The sequence below is a fragment of the Providencia sp. TYF-12 genome, from assembly GCF_041344805.1.
In the GTDB taxonomy this organism is placed as follows: Bacteria; Pseudomonadota; Gammaproteobacteria; order Enterobacterales; family Enterobacteriaceae; genus Providencia; species Providencia huashanensis.
Genome location: NZ_CP166833.1, coordinates 672,162 through 691,427, shown reverse-complemented (window position 1 = coordinate 691,427; position 19,266 = coordinate 672,162). Strand labels below are relative to the sequence as shown.

The 19,266-nt window shown below is 43.7% G+C and carries 11 protein-coding genes, 1 tRNA gene and 3 rRNA genes; 3 read left to right on the top strand and 12 right to left on the bottom strand.

What is annotated here, in order from left to right; translation table 11 throughout:
* Nucleotides 1-461 precede the first annotated feature (461 nt).
* From rrf to pepQ, 8 genes are all read right to left on the bottom strand, one after another.
* Nucleotides 462-577, bottom strand: a 5S ribosomal RNA gene (gene rrf / locus ABE954_RS02985).
* Nucleotides 578-723: 146 nt separating this feature from the next.
* Nucleotides 724-3,631: ribosomal RNA gene (locus ABE954_RS02980) — 23S ribosomal RNA — on the bottom strand.
* Nucleotides 3,632-3,967: 336 nt separating this feature from the next.
* Nucleotides 3,968-4,043, bottom strand: a tRNA-Glu gene (locus ABE954_RS02975).
* Nucleotides 4,044-4,181: 138 nt separating this feature from the next.
* Nucleotides 4,182-5,720: ribosomal RNA gene (locus tag ABE954_RS02970) — 16S ribosomal RNA — on the bottom strand.
* Together the 16S, 23S and 5S rRNA genes with 1 tRNA gene alongside form the textbook arrangement of a ribosomal RNA operon.
* Before the next feature lie 473 nt (nt 5,721-6,193).
* A complete protein-coding gene (gene hemG / locus ABE954_RS02965) occupies nt 6,194-6,718 on the bottom strand; it encodes a menaquinone-dependent protoporphyrinogen IX dehydrogenase (RefSeq protein WP_071547685.1) in 525 nt (174 codons plus the stop codon).
* A gap of 45 nt (nt 6,719-6,763) precedes the next feature.
* Entirely contained in the window at nt 6,764-8,215 is a 1,452-nt protein-coding gene (gene trkH / locus ABE954_RS02960; RefSeq protein WP_042848814.1) for a Trk system potassium transporter TrkH, read from the bottom strand.
* A 28-nt stretch (nt 8,216-8,243) separates the two neighbouring features.
* Nucleotides 8,244-8,858, bottom strand: coding sequence for an IMPACT family protein (locus ABE954_RS02955; RefSeq protein WP_042848815.1), 615 nt, complete (start codon nt 8,856-8,858; stop codon nt 8,244-8,246).
* Complete coding sequence (gene pepQ, locus ABE954_RS02950; RefSeq protein WP_042848816.1) at nt 8,858-10,192, bottom strand: Xaa-Pro dipeptidase; 1,335 nt, start codon at nt 10,190-10,192, stop codon at nt 8,858-8,860. Before pepQ ends, ABE954_RS02955 begins: the two co-directional genes overlap by 1 nt.
* Before the next feature lie 257 nt (nt 10,193-10,449).
* On the opposite strand from pepQ, the gene fadB reads away from it, so the two are divergent.
* Together fadB and fadA are read left to right on the top strand one after the other, a co-directional pair.
* Nucleotides 10,450-12,642, top strand: coding sequence for a fatty acid oxidation complex subunit alpha FadB (gene fadB / locus ABE954_RS02945; RefSeq protein WP_371025723.1), 2,193 nt, complete (start codon nt 10,450-10,452; stop codon nt 12,640-12,642).
* Between the two features lie 4 nt (nt 12,643-12,646).
* Nucleotides 12,647-13,813, top strand: coding sequence for an acetyl-CoA C-acyltransferase FadA (gene fadA / locus ABE954_RS02940; RefSeq protein ID WP_042848818.1), 1,167 nt, complete (start codon nt 12,647-12,649; stop codon nt 13,811-13,813).
* 927 nt (nt 13,814-14,740) lie between these two features.
* Here the strand turns inward: fadA and fre are convergent.
* The 3 genes from fre to pepE all read right to left on the bottom strand — a co-directional run bounded on the left by fre (nt 14,741) and on the right by pepE (nt 17,763).
* Nucleotides 14,741-15,442, bottom strand: coding sequence for an NAD(P)H-flavin reductase (gene fre, locus ABE954_RS02935; RefSeq protein WP_131680254.1), 702 nt, complete (start codon nt 15,440-15,442; stop codon nt 14,741-14,743).
* 10 nt (nt 15,443-15,452) lie between these two features.
* Nucleotides 15,453-16,925 carry a 4-hydroxy-3-polyprenylbenzoate decarboxylase gene (gene ubiD, locus ABE954_RS02930; protein WP_042848820.1) on the bottom strand — a complete coding sequence of 491 codons (1,473 nt, stop codon included), beginning with the start codon at nt 16,923-16,925 and terminating at the stop codon, nt 15,453-15,455.
* Nucleotides 16,926-17,037: 112 nt separating this feature from the next.
* Nucleotides 17,038-17,763, bottom strand: a complete 726-nt coding sequence (gene pepE / locus ABE954_RS02925; protein ID WP_371025722.1) for a dipeptidase PepE — start codon at nt 17,761-17,763, stop codon at nt 17,038-17,040.
* 164 nt (nt 17,764-17,927) lie between these two features.
* Between pepE and rfaH the strand changes: the two genes are divergently transcribed.
* Complete coding sequence (gene rfaH, locus ABE954_RS02920; protein WP_042848822.1) at nt 17,928-18,422, top strand: transcription/translation regulatory transformer protein RfaH; 495 nt, start codon at nt 17,928-17,930, stop codon at nt 18,420-18,422.
* 81 nt (nt 18,423-18,503) lie between these two features.
* Here the strand turns inward: rfaH and tatC are convergent, their stop codons facing one another.
* Complete coding sequence (gene tatC / locus ABE954_RS02915) at nt 18,504-19,265, bottom strand: Sec-independent protein translocase subunit TatC (RefSeq protein WP_042848823.1); 762 nt, start codon at nt 19,263-19,265, stop codon at nt 18,504-18,506.
* Between the last annotated feature and the right edge of the window lies 1 nt (nt 19,266).

Below are 19,266 nucleotides of genomic sequence, written 5' to 3'. Positions count from 1 at the left end.
GTGGATTATTGGTCCTCGATGACAATAAGTGCCATAAATACAAAGCACATTCACTAAGCTAATGATTAATCATGAGAAGTCACGAGCCGAGTCAACAAAGAGAACCTCCACTCGTGTCATCATCCCTTTCACCGAAGTGACTTAATTGCTGAAAACGAGATGGGCAGGAAAAGAATATCTCTGTACTAATGAGGGGTTAACCTAGCCCTCTGTTAATCAGACTGTTAATTTAGAAGCTAGACATTAGCAGTTAGAAGTTAGAAGTTAGAAGTTAGAAGTTAGCCTACAGGATAATAAAATATGCAGTGGTCTCAATACCTCATTACCCTAGGCAGAGCCCTCACAATCAGAGTCGCCCTGAGACTGAACACCTCACTCTTCGCTCCACACTGCCACGCCTCATCACCTAACCCCCAAACGCAAAAAAGCCACCCAATGGGTGGCTTTCTCACTAATTTAATGTCTGGCAGTTCCCTACTCTCACATGGGGAGACCCCACACTACCATCGGCGCTACGGCGTTTCACTGCTGAGTTCGGCATGGGGTCAGGTGGGACCACCGCGCTATTGCCGCCAGACAAATTCGGTTCGTTCCCGTTTAGCACATTTCGTCACTAAACCAGAACTGCAATCTTGAACAAGCTGCTGTGTCCCTCGCCTCTCGGCTTCTCACACTCATTGAATCAACGTCATCTCTCAATCTCTAAAACACCTTCGGTGTTGTCAGGTTAAGCCTCACGGTTCATTAGTATTGGTTAGCTCAACATATCGCTATGCTTACACACCCAACCTATCAACGTCTTAGTCTTAAACGTTCCTTTAGGACCCTTAAAGGGTCAGGGAAGACTCATCTCAAGGCAAGTTTCCCGCTTAGATGCTTTCAGCGGTTATCTCTTCCGCACTTAGCTACCGGGCAATGCCATTGGCATGACAACCCGAACACCAGTGGTGCGTCCACTCCGGTCCTCTCGTACTAGGAGCAGCCCCTTTCAATCTTCCAACGCCCACGGCAGATAGGGACCGAACTGTCTCACGACGTTCTAAACCCAGCTCGCGTACCACTTTAAACGGCGAACAGCCGTACCCTTGGGACCTACTTCAGCCCCAGGATGTGATGAGCCGACATCGAGGTGCCAAACACCGCCGTCGATATGAACTCTTGGGCGGTATCAGCCTGTTATCCCCGGAGTACCTTTTATCCGTTGAGCGATGGCCCTTCCATTCAGAACCACCGGATCACTAAGACCTACTTTCGTACCTGCTCGAGCCGTCACTCTCGCAGTCAAGCTGGCTTATGCCTTTGCACTAACCGCATGATGTCCGACCATGCTTAGCCAACCTTCGTGCTCCTCCGTTACTCTTTGGGAGGAGACCGCCCCAGTCAAACTACCCACCAGACACTGTCCGCACCCCGGATAACGGGGCAACGTTAGAACATCAAACATTAAAGGGTGGTATTTCAAGGTTGGCTCCATGCAGACTGGCGTCCACACTTCAAAGCCTCCCACCTATCCTACACATCAAGGCTCAATGTTCAGTGTCAAGCTATAGTAAAGGTTCACGGGGTCTTTCCGTCTTGCCGCGGGTACACTGCATCTTCACAGCGAGTTCAATTTCACTGAGTCTCGGGTGGAGACAGCCTGGCCATCATTACGCCATTCGTGCAGGTCGGAACTTACCCGACAAGGAATTTCGCTACCTTAGGACCGTTATAGTTACGGCCGCCGTTTACTGGGGCTTCGATCAAGAGCTTCTCCTTACGGATAACCCCATCAATTAACCTTCCAGCACCGGGCAGGCGTCACACCGTATACGTCCACTTTCGTGTTTGCACAGTGCTGTGTTTTTAATAAACAGTTGCAGCCAGCTGGTATCTGCGACTGGCTTCAGCTCCATGGGTAAACCACTTCACCTAGCGCCAGCGTGCCTTCTCCCGAAGTTACGGCACCATTTTGCCTAGTTCCTTCACCCGAGTTCTCTCAAGCGCCTGAGTATTCTCTACCTGACCACCTGTGTCGGTTTGGGGTACGATTAGTGATAATCTAGAGCTTAGAGGCTTTTCCTGGAAGCGGGGCATGAGCTACTTCGCCACCGTAGTGACTCGTCATCAGACTCAGCATATAGTGAACCGGATTTGCCTAATTCACCTGCCTACATCCTTAAACCGGGACAACCGTCGCCCGGCCAGCCTAGCCTTCTCCGTCCCCCCATCGCAATTATCACCAGTACGGGAATATTAACCCGTTTCCCATCGACTACGCATTTCTGCCTCGCCTTAGGGGTCGACTCACCCTGCCCCGATTAACGTTGGACAGGAACCCTTGGTCTTCCGGCGTGCGGGTTTTTCACCCGCATTATCGTTACTTATGTCAGCATTCGCACTTCTGATACCTCCAGCATACCTCACAGTACACCTTCACAGGCTTACAGAACGCTCCCCTACCCAACAATATTTACATATCGCTGCCGCAGCTTCGGTGCATAGTTTAGCCCCGTTACATCTTCCGCGCAGGCCGACTCGACCAGTGAGCTATTACGCTTTCTTTAAATGATGGCTGCTTCTAAGCCAACATCCTGGCTGTCTGAGCCTTCCCACTTCGTTTCCCACTTAACTATGACTTTGGGACCTTAGCTGGCGGTCTGGGTTGTTTCCCTCTTCACGACGAACGTTAGCACCCGCCGTGTGTCTCCCGTGATAACATTCTTCGGTATTCGTAGTTTGCATCGAGTTGGTAAGTCGGGATGACCCCCTAGTCGAAACAGTGCTCTACCCCCGAAGATGAGTTCACGAGGCGCTACCTAAATAGCTTTCGGGGAGAACCAGCTATCTCCCGGTTTGATTGGCCTTTCACCCCCAGCCACAAGTCATCCGCTAATTTTTCAACATTAGTCGGTTCGGTCCTCCAGTTAGTGTTACCCAACCTTCAACCTGCCCATGGCTAGATCACCGGGTTTCGGGTCTATACCCTGCAACTCATTCGCCCAGTTAAGACTCGGTTTCCCTACGGCTCCCCTATACGGTTAACCTTGCTACAGAATATAAGTCGCTGACCCATTATACAAAAGGTACGCAGTCACCCTGATAAATCAAGGCTCCCACTGCTTGTACGTACACGGTTTCAGGTTCTATTTCACTCCCCTCGCCGGGGTTCTTTTCGCCTTTCCCTCACGGTACTGGTTCACTATCGGTCAATCAGGAGTATTTAGCCTTGGAGGATGGTCCCCCCATATTCAGACAGGATAACACGTGTCCCGCCCTACTCGTCGAGTTCACAACACTAATATCTTCAGATACGGGGCTATCACCCTTTACTGCCGGACTTTCCAGACCGTTCTCCTGATACTAATGCTGATTAAGACTCTGGGCTGCTCCCCGTTCGCTCGCCGCTACTAGGGGAATCTCGGTTGATTTCTTTTCCTCGGGGTACTGAGATGTTTCAGTTCCCCCGGTTCGCTTCGTTTGACTATGTATTCATCAAACGATAGTGCAACGAATTGCACTGGGTTTCCCCATTCGGAAATCGTCGGGTATAACGGTTCATATCACCTTACCGACGCTTATCGCAGATTAGCACGTCCTTCATCGCCTCTGATTGCCTAGGCATCCACCGTGTACGCTTAGTCGCTTAACCTCACAACCCGAAGGTGTCTTCTGACAACGAGTGACTGTGCTTCATGATTTCGGCGTTAGTCCGTGCTCGCAATGCTCACGTACATTAAGTACGCTGCGCTTGCTGTGCGCGGGCTGCCTTGAACTCATTTCGCTCGTCGACTCGATAGTTCAAAGTACACTATTCAAGTTGAGATTTTTGAGAGACTCTCACATTGTTTAAGCGATAAACAATGTGCGTTGTTTTCAATTTTCAGCTTGTTCCAGATTGTTAAAGAGCATAATTGTTAAACCAACTACAACGTAATTGGCTTAATCATTATTGGGGACATCGTCTTTCACTCGATATCGGCGCAATTGGCGTCCCCTAGGGGATTCGAACCCCTGTTACCGCCGTGAAAGGGCGGTGTCCTAGGCCTCTAGACGAAGGGGACACGAAAATTCAATTGCAAAACACCGTTTTGCTATTTTCGTGTAAGTCTTATCCTTTCGAATAAGTCTCCCACGTAAAGCCATTGCTCTACTTTCTATCAGACAATCTGTGTGAGCACTTCACAAAAACACTTCAATGGTAAGGAGGTGATCCAACCGCAGGTTCCCCTACGGTTACCTTGTTACGACTTCACCCCAGTCATGAATCACAAAGTGGTAAGCGCCCTCCCGAAGGTTAAGCTACCTACTTCTTTTGCAACCCACTCCCATGGTGTGACGGGCGGTGTGTACAAGGCCCGGGAACGTATTCACCGTAGCATTCTGATCTACGATTACTAGCGATTCCGACTTCATGGAGTCGAGTTGCAGACTCCAATCCGGACTACGACGTACTTTATGAGTTCCGCTTGCTCTCGCGAGGTCGCTTCTCTTTGTATACGCCATTGTAGCACGTGTGTAGCCCTACTCGTAAGGGCCATGATGACTTGACGTCATCCCCACCTTCCTCCGGTTTATCACCGGCAGTCTCCTTTGAGTTCCCGACCGAATCGCTGGCAACAAAGATAAGGGTTGCGCTCGTTGCGGGACTTAACCCAACATTTCACAACACGAGCTGACGACAGCCATGCAGCACCTGTCTCAGAGTTCCCGAAGGCACCAAAGCATCTCTGCTAAGTTCTCTGGATGTCAAGAGTAGGTAAGGTTCTTCGCGTTGCATCGAATTAAACCACATGCTCCACCGCTTGTGCGGGCCCCCGTCAATTCATTTGAGTTTTAACCTTGCGGCCGTACTCCCCAGGCGGTCGATTTAACGCGTTAGCTCCGAAAGCCACTCCTCAAGGGAACAACCTTCAAATCGACATCGTTTACAGCGTGGACTACCAGGGTATCTAATCCTGTTTGCTCCCCACGCTTTCGCACCTGAGCGTCAGTCTTTGTCCAGGGGGCCGCCTTCGCCACCGGTATTCCTCCACATCTCTACGCATTTCACCGCTACACATGGAATTCTACCCCCCTCTACAAGACTCTAGCTGACCAGTCTTAGATGCCATTCCCAGGTTAAGCCCGGGGATTTCACATCTAACTTAATCAACCGCCTGCGTGCGCTTTACGCCCAGTAATTCCGATTAACGCTTGCACCCTCCGTATTACCGCGGCTGCTGGCACGGAGTTAGCCGGTGCTTCTTCTGTCGGTAACGTCAATCGTTGATGATATTAGCATCAACGCCTTCCTCCCGACTGAAAGTACTTTACAACCCTAGGGCCTTCTTCATACACGCGGCATGGCTGCATCAGGCTTGCGCCCATTGTGCAATATTCCCCACTGCTGCCTCCCGTAGGAGTCTGGGCCGTGTCTCAGTCCCAGTGTGGCTGATCATCCTCTCAGACCAGCTAGGGATCGTCGCCTAGGTGAGCCATTACCCCACCTACTAGCTAATCCCATATGGGTTCATCCGATAGCGCAAGGACCGAAGTTCCCCTGCTTTGCTCCTAAGAGATTATGCGGTATTAGCCACCGTTTCCAGTGGTTATCCCCCTCTATCGGGCAGATCCCCATACATTACTCACCCGTCCGCCGCTCGTCAGCGGGAAGCAAGCTTCCCCTGTTACCGCTCGACTTGCATGTGTTAGGCCTGCCGCCAGCGTTCAATCTGAGCCATGATCAAACTCTTCAATTAAAAAGCTTGATGCTCAAAGAATGTTTACTGTCGCCTGATTTCCGAAGAAACCAGATTACCTATTAGTTCATATATATGAATTAACGTGTTAGTCACTCTTCAAGACTTAAAATCAAATATTTTTTTGATAGTGTCCTGTGAGTGCCCACACAGATTGTCTGATAAATTGTTAAAGAGCGTTGCGACATTTCTTTTGGAAATTCGACTCAGTTTTTATTAACTTAGGTCGTTGTCGCGAGGTGACGTATATTACGTTTCTTATTTAGAAAGTCAAGCGTTTATTTTCAACTTTTTCTTTCTCACCTCTGTTATCACAAGGCTTCGAGGTTTTCTTCGAGCCGGTTTACCGTGACAACGGATGCGCATTATAGGGAGCCCAGAAAATCTAGCAAGTGTTTTTTTAATATTTCTTTTCAAGCGCTGATTTATTAAACAAATCGTGCAAACCTGCTGCATTTTGTTGATAAAAAGACCTACAGTTTATCAAACTCACTAGCAAATTGGGTAACGTTCTCCCAATTAGTGTATTCAATTTCAGTATTTGGGTCAGTCGGACCATCTGTCATTTTCATTATTAGGCGGATCATAGTTCTATCAAACCATTTATAACGTGGATAAAAGAGGGCTCCAGCAAAAACAGACTTTAATGTTGGCTTCCAAGGGCAAGCTTCTAAAAACTTACGTGTGTATGCGTTTGTTTCTACTGTGTCTTTCCCTTCTTTTCTTGCTGTAAGATTTACAGCAAAGAAGGCTGTGTTCATTGAATTCAATTGGTTTTGGTGAGTAGTCGCAAAACGAAGTAGCTTTTTATTAAAATGACCATAACGAATCGATGCCCCCACCAATACTTTGTCATAAGCCGCCAAATTTAAGCTTTGCTCAGTGTTTAAATCACGAATATCACACTCTCGACCTAATGTCCGTAGCTGCTCAGCCATCTTTAAAATAATTTTTTTTGTTTGCCCATCCGTACTGGAATGTAAAAGTAAATAGCTCATCATCGTTCCTAGATTATTATCATTTCTATATTAGGTTGTACTCAATTACTCACGCCAGAAAGTCGGTGTCAGCAGTACCAATAAAGTAAAGACCTCCAAACGCCCAAATAACATAGTCACAACTAATATCCATTTCCCAGTTGGATTCATAGAGGTAAAGTTGTCAGCAACTGTTCCTAGACCCGGGCCTAAGTTATTTAATGTGGTGGCTATAGCAGAGAAAGCAGAAAACTCATCAACGCCCGTTGCTATCAAAAGTAATAAGCTGACAATAAAAACCAAAGCATATGCGGAGAAAAACCCCCATACCGCTTCTATAATTCTTTCAGGGAGCGCTCTTTGGCCTAACTTAATCGTGTATACCGCATTTGGATGAACCAGACGTTTTAGTTCCCGAGAACCTTGCAAGAAGAGTAACAAAATGCGAATAACTTTTAGCCCGCCCCCAGTTGACCCTGCACACCCACCAACAAATGCCGCACATAATAAAAGCATCGGTAAAAAAAGTGGCCACCCCGAAAAGCTATCTGTTGTAAAACCAGCAGTTGTCGCCATTGATACAACTTGGAAAAATGCCTGATCGAGCGTTTGCCCAAAGCTACCATAAACTGAGTGATACATTAAAACTAAAGTACAGATCACGACTAGAACAAACTGGAAGCTAATAAACATTCTAAATTCAGGGTCACGCCAATAAATGCCAAGGCTACGCCCAGTTAATACAGCGAAGTGTAAACCAAAATTACAGCCAGAGATGAGCAGAAATACCCCAATGATGGTGTTAATCGCAGGGCTATTAAAATAACCTACACTTGCATCATGTGTAGAAAAACCACCAATAGCAATTGTTGAGAAACTATGGGATATAGCATCAAAAACATCCATACCAGCTACCCACAAAGCAACAGCACAAGCAATCGTTAGCAATACATAAATAAGCCATAACGTCTTTGCAGTTTCTGCAATACGTGGGCGCATTTTATTGTCTTTCAAAGGCCCCGGCATTTCCGCTCGATATAACTGCATCCCCCCAACACCCAGTAGAGGCAAGATTGCAACGGCGAGTACAATGATCCCCATACCGCCAAGCCATTGAAGCATTTGCCGATAGAATAATATTGCTTTAGGTAACGAGTCGAGCCCTGTTAGCGTTGTTGCGCCAGTAGTGGTTAACCCCGAAAATGATTCAAAAAAAGCATCAGTAACGGAAAGGTTTGGTCTCTCTGAAAAGATAAAAGGTAATGCCCCAACACTCCCCAGAACAGTCCAAAATAATACGACAATAAGAAAGCCTTCTTTTGCCTTAAGTTCATGACGGCTATTACGCGTAGGTAGCCATAAAAAAAGACCAATCAATAACGCAGTCACAAAAGTCTGGCTAAAGGCTCGCCCTGCGCCATCGCGATAAATTAGCGCCACAATACCTGGTATAACCATGGTAAATGAAAAAATGATGACTAGCAGCCCGACAATACGGGTTATTGCGCGAAAATGCATTCGGCAGATTCCTTGCTAAAGCTGTTTACTATTCCGATTCTGGCGTGAGCGACAAGGCACCACGACTTATATCGCGTAATTTATCATTGACTTCCTGCTGAAGGGTAGCAGGAATTGCAATTTGCAAAGAGACAGCTTCATTATAATCACTGTGTAAAACCACGCCATTCACCTGAATAAGTAGCTGCTCAATTGCATTAACCAATGAGTAATCACATACTAAATTAAACACTTTTTGTGGCACTTTAGTTTGTGTTGGTAAAATTTTCAGTGCTTGCTGTACACCATTACCATAAGCTTTAACTAACCCGCCAGTCCCCAGTTTTATCCCACCAAAATAACGCACAACGACACAAGTGACTTCCCCTAAGTTGCTTCCCAACAGTTGTGCCATAATAGGTTTGCCAGCCGTTCCTGTTGGCTCGCCGTCATCAGAAAAACCTAATTGTTGCGAGTCATCAGGACGCCCAGCAACAAATGCCCAGCAATGATGCCGAGCATCTGGATATTGAGCTTTAACCGATTGGATGTAATCTTTTGCCGCTTCAATACCCTCGGTATGTGCTAAGTACGTAATAAAACGACTTTTTTTAATTTCTTCAGTAAACGAAATCGTTTCTGCTGGTATTAAATAAGGTTTCATTAACGTAAATGTAAGTCTCGAGTCATATTTTCAATTCGGTTAGCGTGGATCACTATATTGTCTTCAATACGAATACCGCCATAAGGTTTAAAGAACTCTATTTTATCCCAATTAAAATGCTGACTATATTCACCATTTCGCCACTCAGCGAGTAAAGATTCAATGAAATACAGACCAGGTTCAATTGTTAATACCATTTTAGGTTCTAATACACGAGTACAGCGCAAGAAAGGATACATTTTCGGAGCAGCAAGGTGAGCCCCGCTGTCGTCTTGCATAAAGCCAGCAGCATCATGCACTTGCAGCCCTAAAGGGTGCCCTAAGCCATGAGGTAAAAATGGTGTTGTTAACCCATTTTCGACCATCGATTCTTCGCTAATACCTTTTATAATATCATGTTTAGCAAGGATTTTTGCGATCCTATGATGCATATCCACGTGATAATCGGTATAACGAACCCCAGCTTTAATTGTATCAATTAATGAAAGCTGTTCGCTATTTACATCCGCCACTAATTCAGCAAATTCATCCTTGCCTTTTGCGGCATAAGTCCTAGTAATATCAGCTGCATAGCCATTGTACTCTGCACCAGCGTCTATCAGAAAACTACGTAATTCATTAGGAACTGTTTGCTGCAACTTGGTGTAATGCAGTACGGCTGCATTTTCATTTAGAGCAACAATATTACCATATGGCACATTGGTATCTCGATGACCAGTAGACTGTAAGTAACTGATATTAATATCAAATTCACTCATTCCTGCACGGAATGCTTCAAGTGCTGCAAGGTGCCCATTCACCGCCATTTTTTGTGCTTCACGCATACAGTAAAGCTCATAGTCTGTTTTATATGAACGATGGAAATGGTAATAGTCTAAAACCGGTTTTGGGTTGATATTATGCAAAGAGATGCCTAATGACTCCGCTCTTGCTGTTGCAGAGCCGATATAGGCAATATTGTCTTTTTGGATATTCGCCAGAAACCCTTTGATATCGTCCGCATTCTTTAGGTGGATTAAGTCAATGTCTTTAGTCCAGAAACCATCTGGTAATGGCTCAACGCTATGCCAATAATCAACTGGCGAATAAAACCATAATTTAGGCTTATTTACCCCATCAATGAGTAACCAAGAATGTGGGACATCAGTAACAGGTACCCAAGACTTAAAATGAGGATTAACTTTAAAAGGGTAATCACTATCATCAAGAAAGATGCGTAGGGGTTCACCTGAATGAATCAATATGGCATCTAATTTGCTGCGCTGTAAGACTTGCTGAGTTCTGTATTGTAACGTTTTAATATGTTCAGCGTAGAGTGCAGTCAATTTTTCCATTTCTTTCAACCTTTCAGCATTAATTAGAAAATTCAAGCTTACCACGTTCTGAAATTAACGGATATGCACTCTATTGCAAACCTAACTTAATATATTGATAAATAATGATAATATCATTTTAATTCATTATTATTTCGCTTAATTGCTGTGACCCGCATTCCATTTTTGTCATTAACCATTTGCAATTAATTAACATTCTGGTCACACTCATTTCATCTGGTCATACCAGATACCATTACCATGTAAAGGAGAGCAGAATGCTTTATCAAAGTGAAACAATCTATATTCAATGGTTGAAAAAAGGGATTGCAGAACTGGTTTTTAACTCACCAGGGTCGATTAATAAATTGGATACCCACACCGTTGCTTCACTTGATGAAGCCGTGACTGTTCTAGAGCAGCAAACCGATCTGCAAGGTGTTATTTTCCGTTCTGATAAACCAGCGTTTATTGTTGGAGCTGATATTAAAGAGTTTTTATCTCTATTTGAGGCATCAAAAGAAACGCTAAGTAATTGGTTACAATATGCCAATACCATTTTTAACCGCATTGAAGATTTGCCAGTTCCTACTATCTGCGCTATCAATGGCTATGCTTTAGGTGGTGGCTGTGAGTGCGTTTTATCCACTGATTTTCGTATCGCATCACCCGACGCTCGAATTGGGCTTCCTGAAACAAAACTTGGTATTATGCCTGGGTTCGGTGGTTCCGTACGTCTGCCTCGTCTAATCGGTTTAGATAGTGCCTTAGAAATTATTACCGCAGGTAAAGATATCAATGCCGCTCAAGCATTAAAATTTGGTCTTATCGACGCTGTTGTTGATACCCAACTCTTACCTCAATCTGCACTGACTATCATTGAATCAGCTATTGCAGGTGCACTAAATTGGCAGAAAAAACGCCAACCAAAACTAGAGCCATTACAATTAAGCCCTATTGAACAAACAATGAGTTTCAATGTGGCAAAAGGAATGGTGTATCAGGCTGCTGGGAAACATTACCCTGCGCCAATGGCTGCTGTAAATACAATTGAAAAAGCAGCAAACTGTGCACGAGATGAAGCATTAAAACATGAAACCGCAGCTTTTGTACCTCTCGCCCATAGTGATGTTGCTCGCGCATTAGTCAGTATTTTTCTAAATGATCAACATGTTAAATCTAATAGCAAAAAACTCTCACAACATGTTAGTACTCCAACGCATGCCGCAGTGCTTGGTGCTGGGATTATGGGTGGAGGCATTGCCTATCAGTCCGCCAGTAGGGGCGTGCCAGTTTTAATGAAGGATATCAATGAGAAATCATTAGAGTTAGGGATTGAGGAAGCACAAAAGCTGTTAAACAAGCAATTTGAAAGAGGGAAAATCACCGCTGCACAAATGGCAACCACATTAGCTGCTATACACCCTTCATTATCCTATTCAGGTATTGAAAGCAGCCAAATCGTCGTTGAAGCTGTTGTTGAAAACCCCAAAATTAAAGCCGCTGTGCTCACTGAGGTAGAATCCCTTATTGCCCCTGATACCTTATTAGCATCAAACACCTCTACCATTCCAATTTCGACACTTGCAAGCTCACTAAAACGCCCAGAAAATTTCTGTGGAATGCATTTCTTCAACCCAGTACACCGTATGCCATTAGTTGAAATTATCAGAGGGAAACAAACATCTGAAGATACTATCGCCAAAGTTGTTGCCTATGCGAATAAAATGGGGAAAACCCCTATTGTCGTTAATGATTGCCCTGGTTTCTTTGTTAACCGAGTCCTTTTCCCTTATTTCGCAGGTTTTAATTTACTTTTGCAAGATGGGGCTGATTTTAGAGAAATAGATAAAATCATGGAGAAAGAATTTGGTTGGCCTATGGGCCCTGCTTATCTTCTCGATGTTGTCGGTATTGATACTGCTTTCCATGCTGAACAAGTCATGGCCGAAGGTTTCCCTGAGCGTATGAGTAAAACAGGCAAAAATGCCATAAGTGTGATGTTTGAACAGCAGCGTTTTGGTCAAAAAAATGGCAAGGGCTTTTATCTATATGAAAAAGATAAAAAAGGTAAGCCGAAAAAAGTTAATGACCCTCATACAGATGAACTACTCGCTTCTATTTGCTCAACAAAACGTTCTTTTACCAAAGAAGAAATTATTGCTCGAATGATGATCCCAATGGTCAATGAAGTTGTCCGTTGTTTAGAAGAAGGCATTATTCAGAGCCCATCAGATGCAGATATTGCTCTCGTGTATGGTCTAGGGTTCCCACCATTTAGAGGTGGCGCATTCTGCTACTTAGATACTTTGGGTAGCCAGTCTTATTTCAAAACAGCAGAATCTTTAGAGCATTTAAGCCCTCTTTATCAGGCACCTAAAGGTTTAAAAGAAAAAGCAGTTACTAATGCTAGATATTACCCACAACCACCTGTTGTGGCCGTTGATGTCAAAAAAGTTGCGAGGGGTTAATTTTATGGAAAATGTCGTCATTATTGATGGAATACGTACACCAATGGGCCGTTCAAAAGGTGGGGTATTTCGCCATGTCAGGGCTGAAGACCTATCTGCGCACCTTATGAATGCTATTTTTGAACGCAATCCAAATGCAAGTAAAAAACAGTTAGATGACATCATATGGGGTTGTGTCCAACAAACCTTAGAACAAGGGTTTAATATTGCCAAGAATGCGGCATTGCTCACGGATATACCTCACACTGTTCCAGCTGTGACTGTTAATCGCCTTTGTGGTTCATCAATGCAAGCAATACATGATGCTAGCCGACTCATAATGACAGGCGATGCAAACTCAGTATTAATTGGTGGCGTCGAGCATATGGGGCATGTCCCCATGACTCATGGTATAGATTTCAACTCTAAACTGACGTTACGAGTTGCCAAAGCCGCAGGCGCAATGGGCCTTACCGCTGAAATGCTAGCAAAAATGTACAAAATTAGCCGTGAAGAACAAGATGCATTTGCCTTGAGATCTCACCAACTTGCTGCTTTAGCAACAGAAAATGGGAAATTTAGTAATGAAATTGTCCCTATTAGCGGGCATGACGCTAATGGTAATCTTATTTCTGTAAATTATGATGAGGTCATCCGCTTTGATGCTAGCCTTCAGGGCCTAGCTGCTCTAAGACCAGCATTTGACCCGGTCAGTGGTACAGTCACGGCAGGGAACTCATCAGCCCTATCTGATGGGGCATCCGCAATGCTGCTAACGAGTGAAAGCTATGCTAGCCAGCAAGGGATTAAGCCACGAGCTAGAGTACGAGCAATGGCAGTAGTTGGCTGTGATCCATCAATAATGGGTTATGGGCCAGTACCAGCAAGCGAACTTGCATTAAAACGCGCTGGGTTGTCTTTAAATGATATTGATATTATTGAACTAAATGAAGCTTTTGCAGCTCAATCAATAGCCTGCATGAAAGGTTTAAAATTATCAGAGAATCAATTAGACGAAAAAGTAAATCTTAGTGGAGGTGCTATCGCCCTCGGTCATCCATTAGGGTGCTCAGGTGCAAGGATCACCACCGCTTTACTTAATCAATTAGAGCTTAAAGATAAACAGTTTGGTTTAGCAACTATGTGTATCGGATTTGGTCAAGGTATCGCCACTATTATTGAACGTGTTTAGCCGTAATTTTCACAAACATTGCATTTTGTCGATGTTCCCGCCTAGTCAGGGGCGGGTTTTTTTTGCCTTTTTCTAACCAAATAGCCTCTCATAGTTTAGGTTATCAATAGGCGGCAAGTGAAGGAGACCCTAGGAGCATACATAAGTATGTGACTAGGACGAATGAGCAAAGCTAGCCCCCCCTACAATTTGAAACTAACCTGATTTCATGCAGATACCAGACGAGTTTAACCCTCATAGTTCAGATTGTAGGTAGGCGGCAAGTGATGAGACCCTAGGGGCATACATAAGTATGTGACTAGGACGAATGAGCAAAGCTAGCCCCCCTACAATTTGAAACTAACCTGATTTCATGCAGATACCAGACGAGTTTAACCCTCATAGTTCAGATTGTAGGTAGGCGGCAAGTGAATAAGACCCTAGGAGCATACATAAGTATGTGACTAGGACGAATGAGCAAAGCTAGCCCCCCCTACAATTTGAAACTAACCTGATTTCATGCAGATACCAGACGAGTTTAACCCTCATAGTTCAGATTGTAGGTAGGCGGCAAGTGATGAGACCCTAGGGGCATACATAAGTATGTGACTAGGACGAATGAGCAAAGCTAGCCCCCCTACAATTTGAAACTAACCTGATTTCATGCAGATACCAGACGAGTTTAACCCTCATAGTTCAGATTGTAGGTAGGCGGCAAGTGATGAGACCCTAGGGGCATACATAAGTATGTGACTAGGACGAATGAGCAAAGCTAGCCCCCCTACAATTTGAAACTAACCTGATTTCATGCAGATACCAGACGAGTTTAACCCTCATAGTTCAGATTGTAGGTAGGCGGCAAGTGAATAAGACCCTAGGAGCATACATAAGTATGTGACTAGGGCGAATGAGCGAAGCCAACACCCCTACAATTTGAACTAGGACGGGTTAAATGAATTCGTAAGCATCACCGAACAACTGCTCGGCCCTAGCATTGCGTTCATTACAGAAACGATCCCTAGCAATTTTCGCCATTTCAAAACGCCCTGCAATATAGATATCATGACTGGATAAATCACCGAAATCTTCTAACACTGCGCTGAGAACAGTGCCTGTTCTACCACGCCATAATTCATCAGGTTGCTCTACAACAGGGGTGATTTTCAAATTAGGGTAGCTTTCACTCAGTGCTTGTAATTCACCAAGGTCATACAGGTGCTCCAACTGACGCCCTCCCCAATAGAAAGTAATGTCACGATTAGGATTTTCAGCTAATGCAGCAAGCAGTACTGAGTGGGTATAAGAGAACCCTGTGCCCCCTGCAATTAAAATCATGCCATTGCTGCTGTTTTCGCGAAACCAAGCTTTACCGTGAGGAATATCAATATCGATGCGTTTTTGTTCTAAAATCCTGTCCATAACAGCCATAGCATACAGGTTGATTTCAGAAGCTCCGATATGTAATTCAATCGTTTCTTTATTTTTTGGGGTAGAAGCCATTGAAAATGGTCGTTTGTCTCTTTCGTCCATTACGACCATTAAATATTGACCTGCTTTAAAATGAAAAGGACCATCTGGCAACAATATAACCCGATAAACCGTATCCGTAATCGATTCGACAGATGTAACTTTACAGCTTAGAGTTGCCATGGTTCCCCTCTTATTTTTCAAAAATATTTAATTGTTCCCAAATGTCATCAATACGGGATTTTACGTTATCTGTCATAACAATAGGACGTCCCCATTCGCGATCCGTTTCACCTGGCCACTTATTGGTTGCATCAAGCCCCATTTTTGAACCTAACCCTGATACAGGTGAAGCAAAATCTAAGTAGTCTATCGGCGTATTTTCCATCATAACGGTATCACGGGCAGGGTCCATTCGGGTTGTAATTGCCCAGATAACATCTTTCCAATCACGCGCATTAATATCATCATCACAAACAATAACAAATTTAGTGTACATGAATTGGCGCAGGTATGACCAGACTCCCATCATTACTCTTTTTGCATGCCCCGCATATTGTTTTTTCATTGTTACGACAGCAAGCCGGTATGAACAACCTTCAGGTGGAAGGTAAAAATCGACAATTTCTGGAAATTGCTTTTGTAGGATAGGTACTAAAACTTCATTTAAGGCTTCACCAAGTACCGCTGGTTCATCAGGTGGCCGCCCTGTATAAGTTGAATGATAAATTGCATCGCGGCGCTGAGTCACATGAGTAATAGTAAACACAGGGAAGTTATCTATCTCATTATAATAACCTGTGTGGTCACCATAAGGCCCTTCAGGTGCCATTTCACCCGGTTCAATATAGCCCTCAAGAATAATTTCGGCACCCGCCGGAACTTCGAGATCATTAGATATACATTTTACGACCTCTGATTTATTACCACGTAATAAGCCTGCAAATGCATATTCTGATAACGTGTCAGGCACAGGGGTTACCGCCCCTAAAATTGTTGCCGGGTCAGCCCCCAATGCTACGGCTACCGGAAATTTTTCACCTGGATGAGCTTGGCACCATTCTTGAAAATCAAGAGCACCACCGCGATGAGACAACCAACGCATGATAACTTTGTTTTTACCAAGTACTTGCTGGCGATAAATACCTAAGTTTTGCCTTTCTTTATATGGCCCTTTGGTGACAGTTAGCCCCCATGTTATTAACGGTGCCGCATCTTCTGGCCAACAATGCATAACGGGTATTTTGGTGATGTCTACGTCATCACCGGCCCAAATTTGTTCCTGACAAGGCGCTGAACTTAAGCGCTTTGCTGGCATATTCAATACTTGTTTGAATTTTGGTAGCTTATCAAAAAGGTCACGAAAACCTTTCGGAGGATCAGGCTCTTTTAAAAATGCGAGCAATTTACCTACATCATGTAAGGCTTTGATATCTTCTTGCCCCATCCCCATAGCAACGCGTTTTGTCGTCCCAAACAAGTTGCATAGGACAGGCATGTTATAACCTTTGGGATTTTCAAATAATAGGGCCGGTCCCCCTGCTCTTAGTGTACGATCTGCAATTTCAGTCATTTCCAAGTAGGGATCGACTTCCATTGTAATACGTTTTAGTTCGCCCTGCTTTTCAAGCTGCGCGATGAAATCTCTAAGGTCACGATATTTCATTATCTTCTTTTACTGTTACAGAGGGAGTCCCATTATAAGACGTCCGGCCAAGGTTACAAGTTACTGCCTAAAACACTTAATAATCAATCTTTTTCTGGTCAAGTATACCATTTTACTGGCAATCAAAAGGGACTAATTTTTCTAATAATAATGTATCAAACTGCTCTGAGAATGTTTTGTTGTGCTGAAATAGTTTAAAACCTTGATCTTTTCCACTGAAATAATGAAGTTCATTACCTTTGATCTGCATCCCACTCCCTTCTCGCAGAGCAACAACAACCTCATGAGGATTAATTACACAAAATTCTTGCAACCTTTCATCACGCGTTTCGCCCATGTGCCCAGAAATATGAGCATCAATATAATGGGGGTTGATTTGTAAAGGGAATAACCCTAGAGAAGGCATAATTACAGCATTACTTCCGGGCATATCATTAGTAGTACGAATACTTGGAGTCGCAACGTTACACCCCGCACTCCAACCTATGTAAGGGACTCCTCGTTCTTTAACAGCGCGCTGAATAGCAACAACCAAGCCATTTTCATGTAAACACTTGTTGAGCCACCAAGTGTTGCCACCACTCACTAAGATACACTCAGCTTGTTCAATCGCTTCTACTGGGCTCGCAAAATGCTCAATGGAAGTAACATTTATCCCTAAAGCTTCCGATAGTTGCTCTGCTCTTTCATCATGTGAGCCACGAAGGATCGCATAAGGAACTAAAACAGCTGACTTTACATTTTTACGTGTAATCATTTCTTTGATACGAGGTAGAGCATAGCTTAGCCATACAGGGTTACCTGGCAGCTTACCATTACTCAACAAAAAGATATCCATCATGTCTCCTACTGATTTGCTTTTTATATTACAGTTACCTAAAGTCCATATTCGATTAATATAAGCTTCAGAATACCAATAATATTGTGCTGCTACTCAATAGTCACACTGTTATGTCGTAATTTGTTATCATAAACATAATTTTGTCATGCGAGATTCGAAAAATGGAAAAGTGGTATCTGCTTTATTGCAAACGAGGGCAAATTGAGCGTGCTATTGAGCATCTAAATAGGCAGAGTGTTATCTGTATGACGCCCATGACAGAAATGGAAAAAGTGGTCAGAGGAAAAAGAACTAAGGTGCAAGAAGCTTTATTCCCTAATTACTTGTTCGTAAAGTTTGATCACAACGAAATTCATACTACGACTATCCAATCAACTCGTGGGGTCAGCCATTTTATTCGGTTTGGCCAATTACCCGCTGAAGTCCCTGATGAAATCATTAAGTTATTACAACAAAACCCTATTAGTCATTCCATAGCCCCTGATATGCCAAAACATGGAGATCAAGTCACAATTACTGAGGGTGTTTTTGCGGGAGTTCAAGCTATCTTTGATGAGCCAAATGGAGAATATCGTTCAATTCTTCTACTGAATATATTGAACAAAAGTGTCCCTAAAATTGTTGATAATACTCAATTTAAAAAATCAACTGACTAAAAATCGTGCTCATAAAAAACCCTTCAACAATGAAGGGTTCTCTATGGGCTGTCATTAAGCCTAATATGACCTAAAACCTACTTACGACTCTTCTTCCTCAGTACCTTCTTCTTGTCGACCTCGACCTTTGCCGACATAAAAGTTAGACAGTAATACCCCCAACTCGAATAGCAAATACATTGGGACTGCTAGTAAAGTCTGAGAAAGGACATCTGGTGGGGTTAAAAACATCCCTACAACAAATGCCCCAACCAAAATATATGGACGTTTACGTTTTAATGATTCAGGTGTAGTTACCCCAGTCCAACACAGTAAAATAATTGCAATTGGTACCTCAAATGCAGCACCAAAAGCCATAAATAATGTCATGACAAAACTAAGATATTTACTGATGTCTGGAATAAAGTTAACGCTGTCTGGTGTTGTTTTTACAAAAAAGCCAAAAGCTAATGGGAAAACAACAAAGTAAGCAAATGCCATCCCTAAATAAAACAAAAAGCTACTTGAAACAAGCAAAGGCAACATGAGTTTGCGTTCATGCTTGTATAAGGCCGGCGCTATAAATGCCCAAATTTGATAGAGAATAACTGGTATCGATACAAAAACCGAAACCATCATCGTCAGTTTAATAGGGGTAAAGAAGGTTGACGCCACATCCGTCGCACTCATTTGAGAGCCCACTGGCAACTTATCAATCAAAGGGGCTGCTACCAGCCGGTAAATATCATTTGAAAAATAAGCGAGCGCAGCAAAAACGATCAAAACTGTAATTAAACAGTTCATTAGCCGTTTACGGAGTTCAATGAGGTGGCTAATAAGTGGTTGTGTATCATTTACAGCCATG